This window comes from Paraburkholderia dioscoreae (assembly GCF_902459535.1).
Taxonomy (GTDB): domain Bacteria; phylum Pseudomonadota; class Gammaproteobacteria; order Burkholderiales; family Burkholderiaceae; genus Paraburkholderia; species Paraburkholderia dioscoreae.
In genome coordinates this window covers 1,634,038-1,649,499 of record NZ_LR699553.1, presented here as the reverse complement: position 1 = coordinate 1,649,499, position 15,462 = coordinate 1,634,038, and the positions used below count along the sequence as shown (strand labels likewise).

At 62.1% G+C, this 15,462-nt stretch carries 9 protein-coding genes; 7 read left to right on the top strand and 2 right to left on the bottom strand.

Annotation, left to right across the window (positions count from 1 at the left end; translation table 11 throughout):
- Positions 1-224: 224 nt before the first annotated feature.
- Positions 225-650 carry an IclR family transcriptional regulator domain-containing protein gene (locus PDMSB3_RS07320; protein WP_165185574.1) on the bottom strand — a complete coding sequence of 142 codons (426 nt, stop codon included), beginning with the start codon at positions 648-650 and terminating at the stop codon, positions 225-227.
- A 1,335-nt stretch (positions 651-1,985) separates the two neighbouring features.
- Here PDMSB3_RS07320 and PDMSB3_RS07315 point away from each other — a divergent pair.
- The 4 genes from PDMSB3_RS07315 to PDMSB3_RS07300 all read left to right on the top strand — a co-directional run bounded on the left by PDMSB3_RS07315 (position 1,986) and on the right by PDMSB3_RS07300 (position 11,065).
- Positions 1,986-2,822: an IclR family transcriptional regulator gene (locus PDMSB3_RS07315; protein WP_165185571.1), complete on the top strand. Its 837-nt coding sequence runs from the start codon at positions 1,986-1,988 to the stop codon at positions 2,820-2,822.
- Between the two features lie 371 nt (positions 2,823-3,193).
- On the top strand, positions 3,194-4,600 hold the full coding sequence (locus tag PDMSB3_RS07310) for an MdtA/MuxA family multidrug efflux RND transporter periplasmic adaptor subunit (RefSeq protein ID WP_007182367.1): 1,407 nt from the start codon (positions 3,194-3,196) through the stop codon (positions 4,598-4,600).
- A gap of 18 nt (positions 4,601-4,618) precedes the next feature.
- Positions 4,619-7,741, top strand: coding sequence for an MdtB/MuxB family multidrug efflux RND transporter permease subunit (locus PDMSB3_RS07305; protein ID WP_007182368.1), 3,123 nt, complete (start codon positions 4,619-4,621; stop codon positions 7,739-7,741).
- Between the two features lie 3 nt (positions 7,742-7,744).
- Positions 7,745-11,065 (top strand): efflux RND transporter permease subunit, encoded by a 3,321-nt coding sequence (locus PDMSB3_RS07300; protein ID WP_007182369.1) that lies wholly within the window; start codon positions 7,745-7,747, stop codon positions 11,063-11,065.
- Between the two features lie 2 nt (positions 11,066-11,067).
- Here PDMSB3_RS07300 and PDMSB3_RS07295 read toward each other — a convergent pair whose 3' ends face one another.
- A complete protein-coding gene (locus PDMSB3_RS07295) occupies positions 11,068-12,507 on the bottom strand; it encodes an aminotransferase-like domain-containing protein (protein WP_007182370.1) in 1,440 nt (479 codons plus the stop codon).
- 89 nt (positions 12,508-12,596) lie between these two features.
- On the opposite strand from PDMSB3_RS07295, the gene PDMSB3_RS07290 reads away from it, so the two are divergent.
- From PDMSB3_RS07290 to moeB, 3 genes are read left to right on the top strand one after another with little or no spacing between them, the layout of a single operon-like run.
- The gene (locus PDMSB3_RS07290; RefSeq protein ID WP_007182371.1) at positions 12,597-13,553 is read left to right on the top strand and encodes a DMT family transporter; all 957 of its coding nucleotides are present in this window, start codon (positions 12,597-12,599) and stop codon (positions 13,551-13,553) included.
- A gap of 7 nt (positions 13,554-13,560) precedes the next feature.
- Positions 13,561-14,031 (top strand): Mov34/MPN/PAD-1 family protein, encoded by a 471-nt coding sequence (locus PDMSB3_RS37660; RefSeq protein WP_007182372.1) that lies wholly within the window; start codon positions 13,561-13,563, stop codon positions 14,029-14,031.
- A gap of 2 nt (positions 14,032-14,033) precedes the next feature.
- Positions 14,034-15,449 (top strand): molybdopterin-synthase adenylyltransferase MoeB, encoded by a 1,416-nt coding sequence (moeB, locus tag PDMSB3_RS37655; RefSeq protein WP_007182373.1) that lies wholly within the window; start codon positions 14,034-14,036, stop codon positions 15,447-15,449.
- Positions 15,450-15,462 lie beyond the last annotated feature (13 nt).

Genomic DNA, 15,462 nt, shown 5'->3' with positions numbered 1-15,462 from the left:
CAGCCCTCAACGCATGCCGTAGTCTTTGCTTTCAGACGGCGATCTCTCATTTCCCGAGGCGCGCTTACGAGCAACGCTGCCAGCTGATTGACCGCCTGTGTCTTCGCCTTGACTGTGCCGCGTCTGGCCACGAAGACAGCACGCATCGCTCCGGCAGCACCGGCATGTTGCTTTGGGATAGCTGTAGCCGTTCCAACGGAGAGCACACGTGCGGCGTTTTTGGATCAGTGGGATCGAACTTCCCTCAGAATCAGCGCTTTATGCTGGTTCCTTGCGCTTGCGCCCCGCAGACGGCGCACGCGGACGCGCTGGCTCGACTGGCCACCCAGTGATTGCGTGGCGGTTTGCGCCGCGGCGAGCAGCGGGACACTCATTTTTTTCACGGCAGTCGCAGTAAAGCGCTTGAGGGGGCCCGATAGCGACAAGGCGCCAGCAATCTGACCTTCGGGTCCGAAGACCGGAGCCGCCAATGCGGCACAGGAAGGATCCCGTTCGCCGAACGATATGAAAATCATCGACTCATGAGATTCGGAAGTCACGCCGTTGCGAAAAGCACTCAGGACTTTTCCCGCTGCGCCGCGCGCCATTGGCAAAAGTTCGCCGGCGCGCACACGGCCCAGCGTGGAATGCCTCGAATCCAGACGAAACATGCACAACCTCGTATTCCGGTCGTGCTCGTCGTGGAGAGTAGACGCAATAGGATAACGTACCACAGCGAGCCAGTATCGAATCCGCACAACCGGGTTCCTGGCAACATGAGCAAGAGCGCGGACTCCGCGAGCAGAATGGGCATGTCCACTATGCACAGCGAAGACAGCAGCCCGTCAACGAAGGCTGTTCGGCAAGGCCTTTCGGCATTGCCTCCACGCGGACATTCCTATGCCAGGCCGCTCCCGTTTTGGAGTTCCGGTGCTTCTGCGGTGGTTTGGTTTTGGCGGCCTCGGCATCTTGCGTCTTGCCGGCGATGCATCTGACTTCTGCCCCCTCGCCGCCCGTTTTGCCCGCGGTTTAGCCTCGATGTCCCTATGCCGTGTGTCCCGGACGTTTAAGGAGTGTGCTTTCCTTTTCAAACCTTCTCGAAGCGAGTACACCATGCCTTGAAAAGCGCTTCTTCGGGAAACGCCTTTACCTCGTAACGGGCCGGCGGATGCTCGGTAGGCTTCATCAGGTGCCCGCACTCCTTAATCAGCTCGGGCCATGGCACGTAGGCTGATTGCTTAGTCTCGTGACGGAAAATCACTACGATGTCTGTGGTTGTGACAATAGCGAGTGAACTCAATCTGTCCACACACACGCAGTGAGCAATTCGCCGGAAGGCGGCTGCGCGATGCCTTCCCGGCTATGGATGTCGTTCAGATGTGTTAGCTGATCCTGATAGTCTGCGGCAAGACGACATGTGTTATCCACCGACACCAATAGGAGAAAAGGCGATGCGTTGTTGGCCCACTCAGTCAGTTGTTCTACAACCTCGCGCGAAACCTGCAGCCTTTGTTGCACGCAAAGGGGCGTTTTAGAAATGCCGCAGACTTTGTTGTGCGCCGATAAGAATAAAAAAAAGGCGTCACGTTGCCGTGACGCCTTAAAAAGTTCTAGCCATTCCGAGGGCCGTGCTAGAACCTGAGAGACGGTATTCGAAAGTTTGGTGTGCGACTCGCCGCCCATACGGTGCGCGACAGGGGCTGTTACGGTGGACTGTGGGAAGACACTCGACCAGACATTGCGCGGACCACGGCAGGTTCGAAGACTTCAAAATACAGAACCTGAAACCGTCTTTCGAAATGAGATTCCATTTTTTATGGTTATGCTGACTAAGTCAAGCAAAATCTAAAGAGGCAACATTCGTTGCGGCAAAATATTCCGATACAATGAATCTTCTGATGGAAAATCCAATGCATGCCCCAGGCCGGGGCTCCCGCGCGTCCTTTGAGAGAGGATTGTCAGCGCGGTTGCGTACAAAAAATTGAAATAAAGTTCCAAAAATCCACATGCCTCGATCCAAGCCCTCCCAAGTCGCACCGGATGCCGCCAGAGAAAAAGACGGCTCCGGCGAGGAAGTCACGGCCCTCGCGCGCGGTTTGACCGTACTGCGCGCCGTCGCCGCCGCGGACTCGCCGCTCAGCAACCGCGAGCTGACGGAACTGACCGGCATTCCCAAGCCCACCGTTTCGCGGATCACCGCCACCTTGGTCAGCGCGGGTTTCCTGTTCCGCCTGCCCGACAGCGAGCGTTTCGTGCTGACCTCGTCGGTGCTGGAACTGAGCAACGGTTTTTTGCGCAACTTCGACATTCGCGCTCGCGCGCGGCCGTTCCTGATCGAACTCGCGGAACGCACCGCGTTGTCCGTGCATCTAGCTGTGCGCGACCGCCTCGATATGGTGGTGATCGACGCGATCCGGCCGCGTTCGGCGGTACTGGTGTCGCGTCTCGAGATCGGCTCGCGCATGAATCTGAGCCGTACCGCCATCGGCCGCGCGTATCTGGCCGCGCTCGAAGCGCCGGAGCGGGAAAAATTGCTGATCGGCCTGCAGGCCGCCGAAGGCGACGACTGGGGCCACGTCGGCAACCGGCTCGACAGTGCGTTGCAGGAGACCATGGAGCGCGGCTTCGCCATTGCGACAGGCGAATGGTACGACGGCCTGAATGCGATCGCCTTGGGCTTCGTCGGCCCGTCGGGCGAACGCTATGCGGTCAATTGCGGCGGCTCCGCCGACCAGTGCCCGCGCGACTGGCTGATCACGCGCGCCGCGCCCGCGCTGATCGAGTGCGTCGCCAGCATCGTGCTGGAGATCGGCGGCACGCCCGGGCGCCGTCTGGACACCTGAAGCGGTCAATGGCACGCCGGCCCTCCGGCCCGCCGCCACGAACATTACAGCCATTCTGTAACCTTCGTAATCAAAAGAAAAATACGCGGGTGGACTGTTACAGAGCCCGCGACGTAGGATCATGCCTTCCCGTCGCGGGACACACGCCCGGCTTGCTGTTTTCCTTGTCGATAACGCTCCGGCCGCCTGTCAGGATGCCGCATTGCGCTAACATCCCTGTCCCGCGCCTCCGGTAGCATCGCGCTGAACGAGCGCGGTGCACCCGTTGTCGAAACCACCTGCCGTGTCACTCGCGTGCCGGCCCGCCGGCCTGTCGAAACGGCGCGAACGCGCGAGCGGCTCACATCCAAGCCAGTCACCTGACCGAACCGATGGACGAACAACAAAAGCATTCGGAAACCTCTCGCCCCACCCCTGCGGCTCCCCAACCGTCCTCCAGCGGCGGGCCAGCCGGCACACCGAACCATGCACCGGGCATGGTGAAGCGGCACCGCGGCCGCAACATCGCACTGATCATCGCGGCGCTGGTCATTCTCGGGTTCGTGGTGTGGCGCTGGCACCCTTGGGGCGGCCCCGGCGGTGGGGCAAGCGGCGCGGCCGACGCCGGCGGGGCGAGCAGCGGCCGGGCCGGCCGCGCTGGCCGAGGCGGCGCCGGCGGCATGGCCAACATGGCGCAACCCGTTCACGTGGCGGCCGCGACGCAGGGCGAAATGCCGGTGGTGCTGACCGCGCTCGGCACGGTCACGCCGCTTGCCAACGTCACGGTGCTGCCGCAGTTGAGCGGCACGCTGCAGGAGGTGTATTTCAAGGAAGGCCAGATGGTCAAGAAGGGCGACGTGCTGGCCCAGATCGACCCGCGCCCCTATCAGATCTCGCTCGACAACGCGCAGGGCACACTCGCACGCGACGAAGCGCTGCTGCAAACCGCCCGGCTCGACCTGAAGCGTTATCAGACGCTGCTTTCGCAAGACTCCATCGCCAGCCAGCAGGTCGATACGCAGGCTTCGCTGGTGCGGCAATACGAAGGCACGGTGAAGTCCGACAAGGCCAACATCGACACCTTCAAGCTCGACCTCGTCTATGCGCGCATCACTGCACCCGTGTCGGGACGCGTCGGTCTGCGCCAGGTCGATCCGGGCAATTACGTGACGCCGAGCCTGACCAACGGCATCGTCGTGATCACGCAGTTGCAGCCGATCAGCGTGATCTTCACCACTTCCGAAGACAATCTGCAGCAGATCATCCAGCAGACCCAGGCGGGCGAGAAACTCTCGGTCACCGCGTATGACCGCAGCAACACTACGTCGCTCGAAGGCGGCATGCTCGAAACGCTGGACAACCAGATCGATACCACCACCGGCACGGTCAAGCTGCGCGCCGTCTTTCAGAACAGCAAGAACCTGCTGTTCCCGAATCAGTTCGTGAACACCCGCCTGCTGGTCGATACGATCAAGGACGCGGTGATCGTGCCGACGCCGGCCGTGCTCAACGGCTCGATGGGCCAGTTCGTGTACGTCGTGAAGCCGGACAACACGGTGACGGTACGGCCGGTCAAGGTCGGCCCCGTGGACGGCGAGCGCACCAGCATCAAATCCGGCCTGGCGGTCGGCGAGCGCGTGGTGATCGACGGTTCGGACCGCCTCAAGGAAGGCGCGAAAATCACGATTCCGGCCGACAAGCCCCGTGGTGCTTCCGGTGCGCGTGGCGCAGCCGCGGCGTCGGGCGCCTCCGGCACGCGCGGGCATCACGGCAAACACGCGGCGCAAGCCTCGCAATAAAGGCACGGCACCTATCGCATGAATCCATCCCGCGCTTTTATTCTGCGTCCCGTCGGCACCGCGCTGCTGATGGCGGCGATCATGCTGGTCGGTCTCGTCGCGCTGCGCTTCCTGCCGCTCTCCGCGCTGCCCGAGGTCGACTATCCGACGATCCAGGTGCAGACCTTCTATCCGGGCGCGAGCCCCGACGTGATGACGTCGTCGGTCACCGCACCGCTCGAACGCCAGTTCGGGCAGATGCCGTCGCTCAATCAGATGTCGTCGCAAAGCTCGGCCGGCTCGTCGATCATCACGCTGCAATTCAGCCTCGATCTACCGCTCGACATCGCCGAGCAGGAAGTGCAGGCCGCCATCAACGCGGCCGGCAACCTGCTGCCCTCGGACCTGCCCGCGCCGCCGATCTACGCCAAGGTCAATCCGGCCGACGCGCCGATCATCACGCTCGCGATCACCTCGAAGACGCTGCCGCTCACGCAAGTGCAGGATCTGGCCGACACACGTCTCGCGCAGAAAATCTCGCAGGTGGCGGGCGTGGGCCTGGTGAGCCTGTCAGGCGGCCAGCGCCCGGCCGTGCGCATTCAGGCGAATCCGCGCGCGCTTGCCGCGTACGGTCTGAATCTCGACGACCTGCGCACCACCATCTCGAACCTGAACGTCAACACGCCGAAGGGCAATTTCGACGGCCCCACGCGCAACTACACGATCAACGCGAACGACCAGTTGACCGACGCCGACGCGTACAAGAGCGCGGTGGTCGCGTACAAGAACGGCCGCGCGGTGATGCTGACCGACGTGGCCACGATCGTGCAGGGCGCCGAGAACACCAAGCTCGGCGCATGGGTGGACGGCACGCCCGCGATCATTCTGAACGTGCAGCGTCAGCCGGGCGCGAACGTGATCCAGGTGGTGGACAGCATCAAGAAGCTGCTGCCGCAATTGCAGCAGGCGCTGCCCGCCGCGCTCGACGTAGAGATCGTCACCGACCGCACCACCACGATCCGCGCTTCCGTGCGCGACGTGCAGTTCGAACTGGCCATGTCGGTCGTGCTGGTGGTGATGGTGATGTACCTGTTCCTCGCCAACATCTACGCGACCATCATTCCGAGTCTCTCGGTGCCGCTGTCGCTGATCGGCACGCTCGCCGTGATGTACCTGTGCGGTTTCTCGCTGGACAACCTGTCCTTGATGGCGCTGACCATCGCGACCGGCTTCGTGGTGGACGACGCGATCGTGATGATCGAGAACATCGCGCGTTACGTGGAAGAAGGCGAGTCGCCGCTCGAAGCCGCGCTGAAGGGTTCGAAACAGATCGGCTTCACGATCATTTCGCTGACGGTCTCGCTGATCGCCGTGCTGATTCCGCTGCTCTTCATGGGCGACGTGGTCGGCCGCCTGTTCCACGAATTCGCCATTACGCTCGCCGTGACGATCGTCATCTCGGCGGTCGTGTCGCTCACGCTGGTGCCGATGATGTGCGCCAAACTGCTGCGCCACACGCCGCCGCACGAGAGCCACCGCTTCGAGGCCAAGGCGCACCGCGCGATCGACTGGGTGATCGCGCGCTACGCGGTCGCGCTCACGTGGGTGCTGAACCGGCAACGCTCCACGCTGGTCGTCGCACTCCTCACGCTGGTGCTGACCGGCCTGCTGTACGTATACATTCCGAAGGGCTTCTTCCCGGTGCAGGACACCGGCGTGATCCAGGCGATCACGCAGGCGCCGCAGTCGGTGTCGTATGCGTCGATGGCCGAGCGCCAGCAGGAACTCGCCGCACAGATCCTGAAGAATCCGGACGTGGAAAGCCTGACCTCGTTCATCGGCGTGGACGGCAGCAATATCACGCTGAACAGCGGCCGCATGCTGATCAACCTGAAGCCGCGCGACGACCGCAGCAACACCGCGAGCGAAGTGATCCGCCAGTTGCAGCGGGACGTGGCGCATATTCCAGGCGCGTCGCTGTACATGCAACCGGTGCAGGATCTGACGATCGACTCGACGGTGAGCCCCACGCAGTACCAGTTCATGCTGACCGATCCGAACATCGGCGAATTCACCACGTGGGTGCCCAAGCTCGTCGAGCGCTTGCGGCAGTCGCCTGAGCTGGCGGACGTGGCGACGGATCTGCAGGACAACGGCCAGTCGGTCTACATCGAAATCGATCGCGCCACTGCGTCGCGTTACGGCATCACGCCGGCCACCGTGGATAGCGCGCTGTACGACGCGTTCGGCCAGCGCATCATCTCGACCATCTTCACCCAGTCGAACCAGTACCGCGTGATTCTGGAAGCGCAGCCGGAAATGCAGCACTACACCGAATCGCTGAAGTCGATCTATCTGCCCTCTTCCACGTCCACGGGCGGGCAAGTGCCGCTGTCGTCGATCGCGCGCTTCATCGAGAAGCCCGCGCCGCTGCTGGTCACGCATCTGAGCCAGTTCCCGGCCACCACCGTGTCGTTCAACCTCGCGCCGGGCTCATCGCTCGGCGCGGCGGTGAAGGCGATCGACCAGGCGCAGAAGGACATCGGCTTGCCCGCGTCGTTCCAGACGCGCTACCAGGGCGCGGCGCTGGCGTTCCAGGCGTCGCTGTCGAACGAACTGTTCCTGATCCTCGCGGCGATCGTCACGATGTATATCGTGCTGGGCGTGCTGTACGAGAGCTTCATCCATCCGATAACGATTCTCTCCACGCTGCCCTCGGCCGGTGTCGGCGCCCTGCTCGCGCTGCTCATTACCGGGCACGATCTGGACATCATCGGCATCATCGGTATCGTGCTGCTGATCGGTATCGTGAAGAAGAACGCAATCATGATGATCGACTTCGCGCTCTACGCCGAGCGCGAGGAAGGCAAGCCGCCGCGCGAAGCGATCTATCAGGCGTGTCTGTTGCGCTTCCGGCCGATTCTGATGACCACGCTCGCCGCCCTGCTCGGCGCGCTGCCGCTGATGCTCGGCACGGGTGCCGGCTCGGAGCTGCGCCGTCCTCTCGGTATCGCGATTGCGGGTGGGTTGATCGTCAGCCAGTTGCTGACGCTCTTCACCACGCCGGTGATCTACCTCGCGTTCGACTCGCTCGGCCGCCGCGTGCGTGAGCGCTTCAATCGGGGCAAGTCCACGCCGCCCGTCACCGACGCGGGGAACTGAGCGATGAATCTGTCGCGTCCGTTTATCTCCCGCCCGGTCGCCACCACGCTGCTCGCGGTCGGCATTGCGCTGGCCGGCGTTTTCGCGTTCACGAAGCTGCCGGTGGCGCCGCTGCCGCAGGTCGATTTCCCGACCATTTCGGTGCAGGCCACGTTACCGGGCGCGAGTCCGGATACCGTGGCGACCAGCGTCGCCAGTCCGCTCGAACGGCATCTCGGCTCGATCGCCGACGTCACCGAAATGACCTCGATGAGCTCGGTCGGCTCCACGCGCATCACCATGCAGTTCGGCCTGAACCGCGACATCGACGGCGCCGCGCGCGACGTGCAGGCCGCCATCAACGCGGCGCGCGCCGATCTGCCGGCGAGCCTGCGCAGCAACCCGACCTACCACAAGGTCAATCCGGCCGACGCGCCGATCCTGATTCTGGCGCTCACGTCGAAAACGCTCACTGCCGGCCAGTTGTACGACTCCGCGGCCACCGTGCTGCAACAGTCGCTGTCGCAGGTGGACGGCGTCGGCGAAGTGGACGTGAGCGGCTCGGCCAATCCGGCCGTGCGCGTCGAACTGGAGCCGAATGCGCTCTCGCACTACGGCATCGGTCTCGAAGACGTGCGCGCGGCGCTCGCCGCCGCCAACGCGAACAGCCCGAAAGGCTCGATCGAATTCGGCCCGAACCGCGTGCAGATCTACACCAACGACCAGGCCAGCAAGGCGTCGCAATACAAGGATCTGGTCATCGCATATCGCAACGGCTCGGCGGTGAAACTCTCCGACGTGGCGGAGGTGGTCGATTCGGTAGAAGATTTGCGCAATCTCGGCCTCTTCAACGGCAAGCGTTCGGTGCTGGTGATCCTGTATCGCCAGCCGGGCGCGAACATCATCGACACCATCGACCGGGTGACGGCAATGCTGCCGCAACTGCATGCGTCGCTACCCGCGGACGTCGAGATCGCGCCGGCCGCCGACCGTTCCACCACGATCCGCGCGTCGCTGAAAGATACCGAGCGTACCCTCGTGATCGCGGTGGCGCTGGTGGTGATGGTGGTGTTCCTGTTCCTGCGCAACTGGCGCGCCACGCTGATTCCGAGCGTGGCCGTGCCGATCTCGATCATCGGCACGTTCGGCGCGATGTATCTGCTCGGCTTCTCGATCGACAACCTTTCGCTGATGGCCTTGACCATCGCGACCGGCTTCGTGGTGGACGACGCGATCGTGGTGCTGGAGAACATCTCGAGACATATCGAGAATGGCGTGCCGCGCATGAAGGCGGCGTTCCTCGGCGCGCGCGAAGTCGGCTTTACCGTGCTGTCCATCAGTATTTCGCTGGTCGCCGTGTTCCTGCCGATCCTGCTGATGGGCGGCATTGTCGGGCGCCTGTTCCGCGAATTCGCGCTGACGCTCTCGCTCGCGATCGGCGTGTCGCTGATCGTCTCCCTCACGCTCACGCCGATGATGTGCTCGCGCCTCCTGCGCGAGCCGCACGAGCAGAAGGAAGAAGGCCGTTTCGGCCGCTGGCTCGAACGCGGTTTCGCGTCGATGCAGCGCGGCTACGAGCGCACGCTCGGCTGGGCGCTGCTGCATCCGCGCCTGATCGTGACGATCCTGCTGCTGACGATCGGCCTGAACGTCTGGCTGTACATCATCGTGCCGAAGGGTTTCTTTCCGCAGCAGGACACCGGGCGGCTGATCGGCGGCATTCAGGCCGATCAGAGCACCTCGTTCCAGGCCATGAAAGGCAAGTTCGCGCAGATGATGGAGATTGTCGGCAAGAACCCGGCGGTGGACAGCGTGGCCGGCTTCACGGGCGGGCGGCAGACCAACTCCGGCTTCATGTTCGTGACGCTGAAACCGAAGTCCGAGCGCAAGCTTTCCGCCGATCAGGTGATCCAGCAACTGCGCGCGCCGCTCGGCGACGTGGCCGGCGCGCGGACCTTCCTGCAGGCGGTGCAGGACATTCGCGTCGGCGGACGGCAATCGAACGCGCAATATCAATTCACGCTGCTGGCCGATTCCACGCCCGACCTTTACCTGTGGGGACCAAAGCTCACCGAGGCGCTGCAGGCACGCCCCGAACTCGCCGACGTGAACTCCGACCAGCAGCAAGGCGGCCTCGAAGCGATGGTGACGATCGACCGCGCCACCGCCGCGCGCCTCGGCATCAAGCCGGCGCAGATCGACAACACCTTGTACGACGCGTTCGGCCAGCGCCAGGTATCGACGATCTACAACCCGCTGAACCAGTATCACGTCGTGATGGAAGTCGCGCCGAAGTACTGGCAGAGCCCGGACATGCTCAAGCAGATCTATATCAGCACCTCGGGCGGCAGCGCGAGCGGCGCCCAGACCACCAACGCGCCGGCGGGCACGGTGACGACGACGGCAAGCACGACCTCGACCAGCGCGACCAGCGCGACGACGGGCGGCACGGCGGGCACGACCGCATCGAGCGCGGCGAGCATCGCAGCGGACTCCGCGCGCAACCAGGCGATCAATTCGATCGCGGCGAGCGGCAAGTCGAGCGCTTCGTCGGGCGCGGCGGTGTCGACCGCGAAGGAAACGATGGTGCCGCTGTCGGCGATCGCGAGCTTCGGGCCAGGCAGTACGCCGCTCTCCGTGAACCACCAGAGCCAGTTCGTGGCCTCGACGATTTCGTTCAACCTGCCCCCGGGCGTGTCGCTTTCCACCGCGACCCAGGCGATCTACGACACGATGGCGCAGATCGGCATGCCTGGCACCATCCACGGCAGCTTCCAGGGCACGGCGCAAGCGTTCCAGCAGTCCATGTCCGATCAGCCGATCCTGATTCTGGCCGCGCTGGCCGCCGTGTATATCGTGCTTGGCATGCTGTACGAGAGCTACATCCATCCGCTGACGATTCTGTCCACGCTGCCTTCAGCAGGCGTGGGCGCGCTGCTGGCGTTGCTGCTCTTCAAGACCGAGTTCAGCATCATCGCGCTAATCGGCGTGATTCTGCTGATCGGCATCGTGAAGAAGAACGCGATCATGATGGTGGACTTCGCGATTGAAGCATCGCGGCACGGGCTGTCTTCGCGCGATGCGATTTTTCAGGCGTGTCTGCTGCGTTTCCGGCCGATCATGATGACCACCTGTGCCGCACTGCTCGGCGCGTTGCCGCTCGCGTTCGGCCGCGGCGAAGGCGCGGAGCTGCGCGCGCCGCTCGGGATCGCGATTGTCGGCGGCCTGATTGTCAGTCAGATGCTCACGCTCTATACGACGCCGGTAGTGTATCTCTACATGGACCGGGTCCGGCTCAGATGGGAGTCGCGCAAGGCTCGCAGAACGGGGGTTGCGCCGTCCTGATGCTATTCGGGTTTCGCGTGCGGGAGCTTCGCGTGCGCGTGTTGTCGCAACGTGGCTGACAGCGCCGCGAAACCCGATTGCAGGAGCTCGTCGCCGCCACCGGCATGACTGACACTCGCGCGGACGAATTCAGGCACGACGCTCTGCCCCACCGCAAACAGTCCGGCAGCACTGACAAGACAGTTCTGCTGCCCCAGAACGGTCTGAACATCCACCGCGCGCCCCGGCGCCGGAACCTCTATCCAGAAGTGCGGACTTTGCGGATGCGTCACGTAATTCAGTCCTGACAGATGGCGTTCCACCAGATGTTTCCGACGTTCGAGTTCGGCTGCCTGCTGACGCATGAGCCTCTGCGCCACCCCTTCCTCTATCCAGCGGCTCGCGAGTTCGAGCGGTAGAGGCGTCGCCATCCAGCAGGTGGCCCTCACCGCGGCACCGAAGCGGCTGATCAACGGCAAAGGCGCATGGACATAACCGACACGCAGGCCTGCCGCGACGACCTTGCTCAAACTGCCGATCACGACGCCGCGCTCGGGCGCGAACAGACTGATCGGCGGTGGCCGGTTGGCCATTAACACGCCATGCGCTTCGTCTTCGATAATCAGGACATTGTGGGCCCGGCACACTTTTGCGACGATCTCGCGGCGTTCGACGGACAGCACGGCGGTGGTCGGATTCTGGATGCTCGGCGTGCAGTACAGCGCCGAAACGCGATGGGTACGGCATACGTCCAGTAGTGCTTGAGGCATGAGACCTTCCTCGTCCATCTCGATACCGAGCAGCTTGATGCCCAGCAGCCGCGCCGCGCTGATCAGCCCAGGATAAGTGAGGCGCTCGGTGACCACGATGTCTCCCGCGCGAAGCAATGCAATCAGCGCGCAGAGCAGCCCGTGCTGGCCGCCGTTGACGCACACGATCTGATCGGGTCCGCTCGCAAAGTCGCCGTGGCCCAACCATTGCGCACCCGCCTGACGATGTCGTGCGGAGCCGAGGTCCGGTGTATAGAGCATGAGTTCGCGCAGGGTCTCGCCATCTGCGGCCAACTCATCGAGGCTGCGTGCGAGCATCACGGCCTCCTGCCCGGGAATATGCATGCTGCGACTCATATCGATGCACCGGTGCGGCTCGTCGCTACAATTCTTGAAGCCGCGGTCGCATGAACGCTCCAGGCCGCGTTTGCGCACGAAGGTTCCGTCGCCCACTCTCGCGACAACCAGTCCGATGCGCTCCAGTTCCGCATACGCGCGACTAACCGTGCCGGCGGTCACACCGAGCTTGTCGGCCAGCAGCCTGTGCGGTGGGAGCTTGGCTCCGCCCGCGATCGAACCGTCGTGAATGCGTGTCGCGAGCGCCTCCGCGAGGCGCTTGTATTTGGGTGTGCGCCCACACTCGAGCGACGGCTTCAGAATTGAAACCATGTCAATAATTGGTTTGACTGTCATTAGGCATCCTAATACGATTATCGATCTGATCCGCGCCAATTCTACTGATTCACCGTAATTTAAATTAAGATAAGGGATACATTGACGTCATGCCGACAACGGCCACTATCGATATTCCGCGCAATGCATACAGAGATTGGCGCACCGGGTTTGTGACGTCCGTCCTGTTTCTGATTGTCTGTCTGAGCTGGGGCACCACCTGGCTGGGCATCAAGATAGCCGTTGAAAGCGCGCCGCCACTGACTTCCGCCGGACTTCGCTTTCTGATCGCCTTCCCGCTGTTCCTCGTCTTTGCGTTGGTGCGCAAGGAGCCGCTTTTCTTCCCGCGTGAAAAAATCGGCTTCTTTATTTTCGTCACGCTGGGCTACTTTTGCGTTCCGTATTATTTTCTCAACTACGGCGAGCTACATGTTGCATCGGGATTAACAGCCCTAATATTTAGCAGCATGCCGGTCTTTATCTTGATATTTTCCGCATTATTTCTGCGCGAGAAAATCTATTTCTCACAATTGATCGGCATCGCCGTCGGTTTCGGCAGCCTGTTCATGATCGTTAAAACGCAAGGCATGCACATGGATCACGCCGAACTCCTCGGGGTTCTGGCCATTCTCGCCGCCGCAGTCATGCATGCGTTGTGTTACGTCATCACCAAACGTCAGGGCGCGCATATCGGCGTAATCACCTTCAACACGCTGCCGATCGGCATCGCCGGCTTAATGCTGTTCATCGCAGGAACGTTTCTCGAACATCCCAGACTCGAGAACATCACACTCCGTTCATGGAGTGCGTTGACCTACCTGGGATTGGCCGCGTCAGTCGGCGGATTCATCGTCTATTTCTTTTTGCTCAAGCGGCTCAGCCCGGTCATTCTCTCGTTCGTGTTCATCATCTTCCCCGTGTTTGCCGTCGTAATCGGCTCCTGGTACGAGGGGCTGCCGATTTCAAAAGACCTTTGCTTCTATTCAGCCCTGTTACTGCTGGGATTCGCCATCACAAAGTTGCCCGCGGAAAAACTCCTGGTAAAAAACAGGCAGATGTCTCGGTGAGGCCACTATGGACATGCTCAATCACGACAATCTGCAGTGCATCTACCGCCACGCCAGCCGCACCTATCCGGAGGAATGCTGCGGCTTCGTTTTCGCCGACGGAACCGTCCATCATGGCGTCAATATCCAGAGTGAGTTGAATCGCCGGCAACCTGATATCCATACGCGCACCGGCGCGAACGGGTACACCTTCTCCGTCGCCGACACGCTTGCAATGAACCGAAGCTTCCAAAGCGGCAATCCCGCCACGGTCATCTACCACTCGCATCCAGACGTCGGCGCCTACTTCAGTCATGAAGACGAGAACAAGGCACTGTTCATGGGCAAGCCGGCGTACCCGGTCGCCTATCTCGTCGTGGATGTCCGCGCGGGTCATGCCAAAGGGGCAAAGTTTTTCCAATGGAACGGCAAATGTTTTGCCTGTGTTCAAGAGATTCACGCCGGCCAGGAAAACCCGGCAATACCAATCAGGAGTTGACAATGAAAGTCGTGATCTTCCCGGAAGTCCTCGCGAGAGCCGCACGCCTGCCATCCCATCGCATGGAAGCCGAGGGCCGCACAGTGCGGGAGGTGATCGAGCACGTTTGTGCGCGCCATTCACCACTGCGTGTTCACCTGTTTTACGAAAACGACGCCTTCAAGGAACACTTTCTCCTGACCAGTTCAGGCGAAGTGGTGGACCCCGAGCACGCAGTTCCGGCGGGCGGCGAAGTCGAAATCATGCTGGCTACATCCGGCGGCCTCGACACCGACCACCTTTCCAATGACGAGATTCGCCGCTACGTCCGTCACATCACGCTGCCAGGCGTTGGGCGTGCAGGCCAACTGCGACTCAAGAAAGCGAAAGTCCTGATCATCGGCACAGGCGGATTGGGCTCGCCAATCTGCCTTTATCTGGCCGCTGCCGGCGTAGGCACCCTCGGGCTAATCGACTTCGACGTGGTGGAGCGCAGCAATTTGCAGCGCCAGATCGTGCATGGGAACAGCACACTCGGCATGCTCAAGGTGGAATCGGCGAAACAGCGTCTGCATGATCTGAACGCGGACATTGAGATCGACACCTATGCCGCCGCGCTCGACGCGGACAACGCCCGGCATCTGATCGGGCAATACGACGTGATAGTCGACGGCACGGATAACTTCGCATCACGCTACTTGGTCAATGACGTGTGTGCGCAATTGGGCAAACCTCTCGTCTACGGTGCGATATATCGCTTCGAAGGGCAAATGAGCGTTTTCAATTATCGCGGGGGGCCCTGCTATCGTTGCCTCTTTCCCAACAGCCCGCCTCCGGAACTTGCACCAAACTGCACTGCCGGCGGCGTCATTGGCGTGCTGCCCGGCGTCGTCGGTCTCATTCAGGCCACCGAGGCCATCAAGCTGATTCTCGATATCGGCGAATCGCTGGCCGGGCGGCTGATGCGCTTCGACGCGTTGACCATGAGATTTAACGAGGTCCGGTTCTCGCGCCGTTCCGGCTGCCCGTCTTGCTCCCCGAACCGTCATGGCAAGCTCTGCGAACCCGCTCAAATAGTGTGTTCGAGCGTGAACACGGACCGGCAACCGCTGGCACCTGATTTCTTCATCGAACCGTATGCGCTCAAGGCAATCATGGAGCGCGCCGACAGCAACCCTATATTGCTCGATGTACGTGACGCGAATGAACTGGAGGTCTGTCGGCTGCCCGGCGTGCTGCACATCCCTTTGGACGAGTTGAGCGAGCGCACCGCCTTACTGGATTCTCGCGAAACCTATTATCTGATCTGCTATGGCGGACTGCGAGCCGAGCGCGCCGCAATCATTCTTCAGGACGTCGGGTTCCCCCATGTGAAAGTACTGGAAGGCGGCATGAAACGCTGGGTGCGGGATGTCGAGCCCGACATGCCCATCTACTAATCCGTGACCGGCT

Bases quoted from the DNA above. Each gene is read 5' to 3' on its own strand.
- PDMSB3_RS07320 (WP_165185574.1), bottom strand. From the start codon at position 650: ATGTTTCGTCTGGATTCGAGGCATTCCACGCTGGGCCGTGTGCGCGCC.
- PDMSB3_RS07315 (WP_165185571.1), top strand. From the start codon at position 1,986: ATGCCTCGATCCAAGCCCTCCCAAGTCGCACCGGATGCCGCCAGAGAA.
- PDMSB3_RS07310 (WP_007182367.1), top strand. From the start codon at position 3,194: ATGGACGAACAACAAAAGCATTCGGAAACCTCTCGCCCCACCCCTGCG.
- PDMSB3_RS07305 (WP_007182368.1), top strand. From the start codon at position 4,619: ATGAATCCATCCCGCGCTTTTATTCTGCGTCCCGTCGGCACCGCGCTG.
- PDMSB3_RS07300 (WP_007182369.1), top strand. From the start codon at position 7,745: ATGAATCTGTCGCGTCCGTTTATCTCCCGCCCGGTCGCCACCACGCTG.
- PDMSB3_RS07295 (WP_007182370.1), bottom strand. From the start codon at position 12,507: ATGACAGTCAAACCAATTATTGACATGGTTTCAATTCTGAAGCCGTCG.
- PDMSB3_RS07290 (WP_007182371.1), top strand. From the start codon at position 12,597: ATGCCGACAACGGCCACTATCGATATTCCGCGCAATGCATACAGAGAT.
- PDMSB3_RS37660 (WP_007182372.1), top strand. From the start codon at position 13,561: ATGGACATGCTCAATCACGACAATCTGCAGTGCATCTACCGCCACGCC.
- moeB (WP_007182373.1), top strand. From the start codon at position 14,034: ATGAAAGTCGTGATCTTCCCGGAAGTCCTCGCGAGAGCCGCACGCCTG.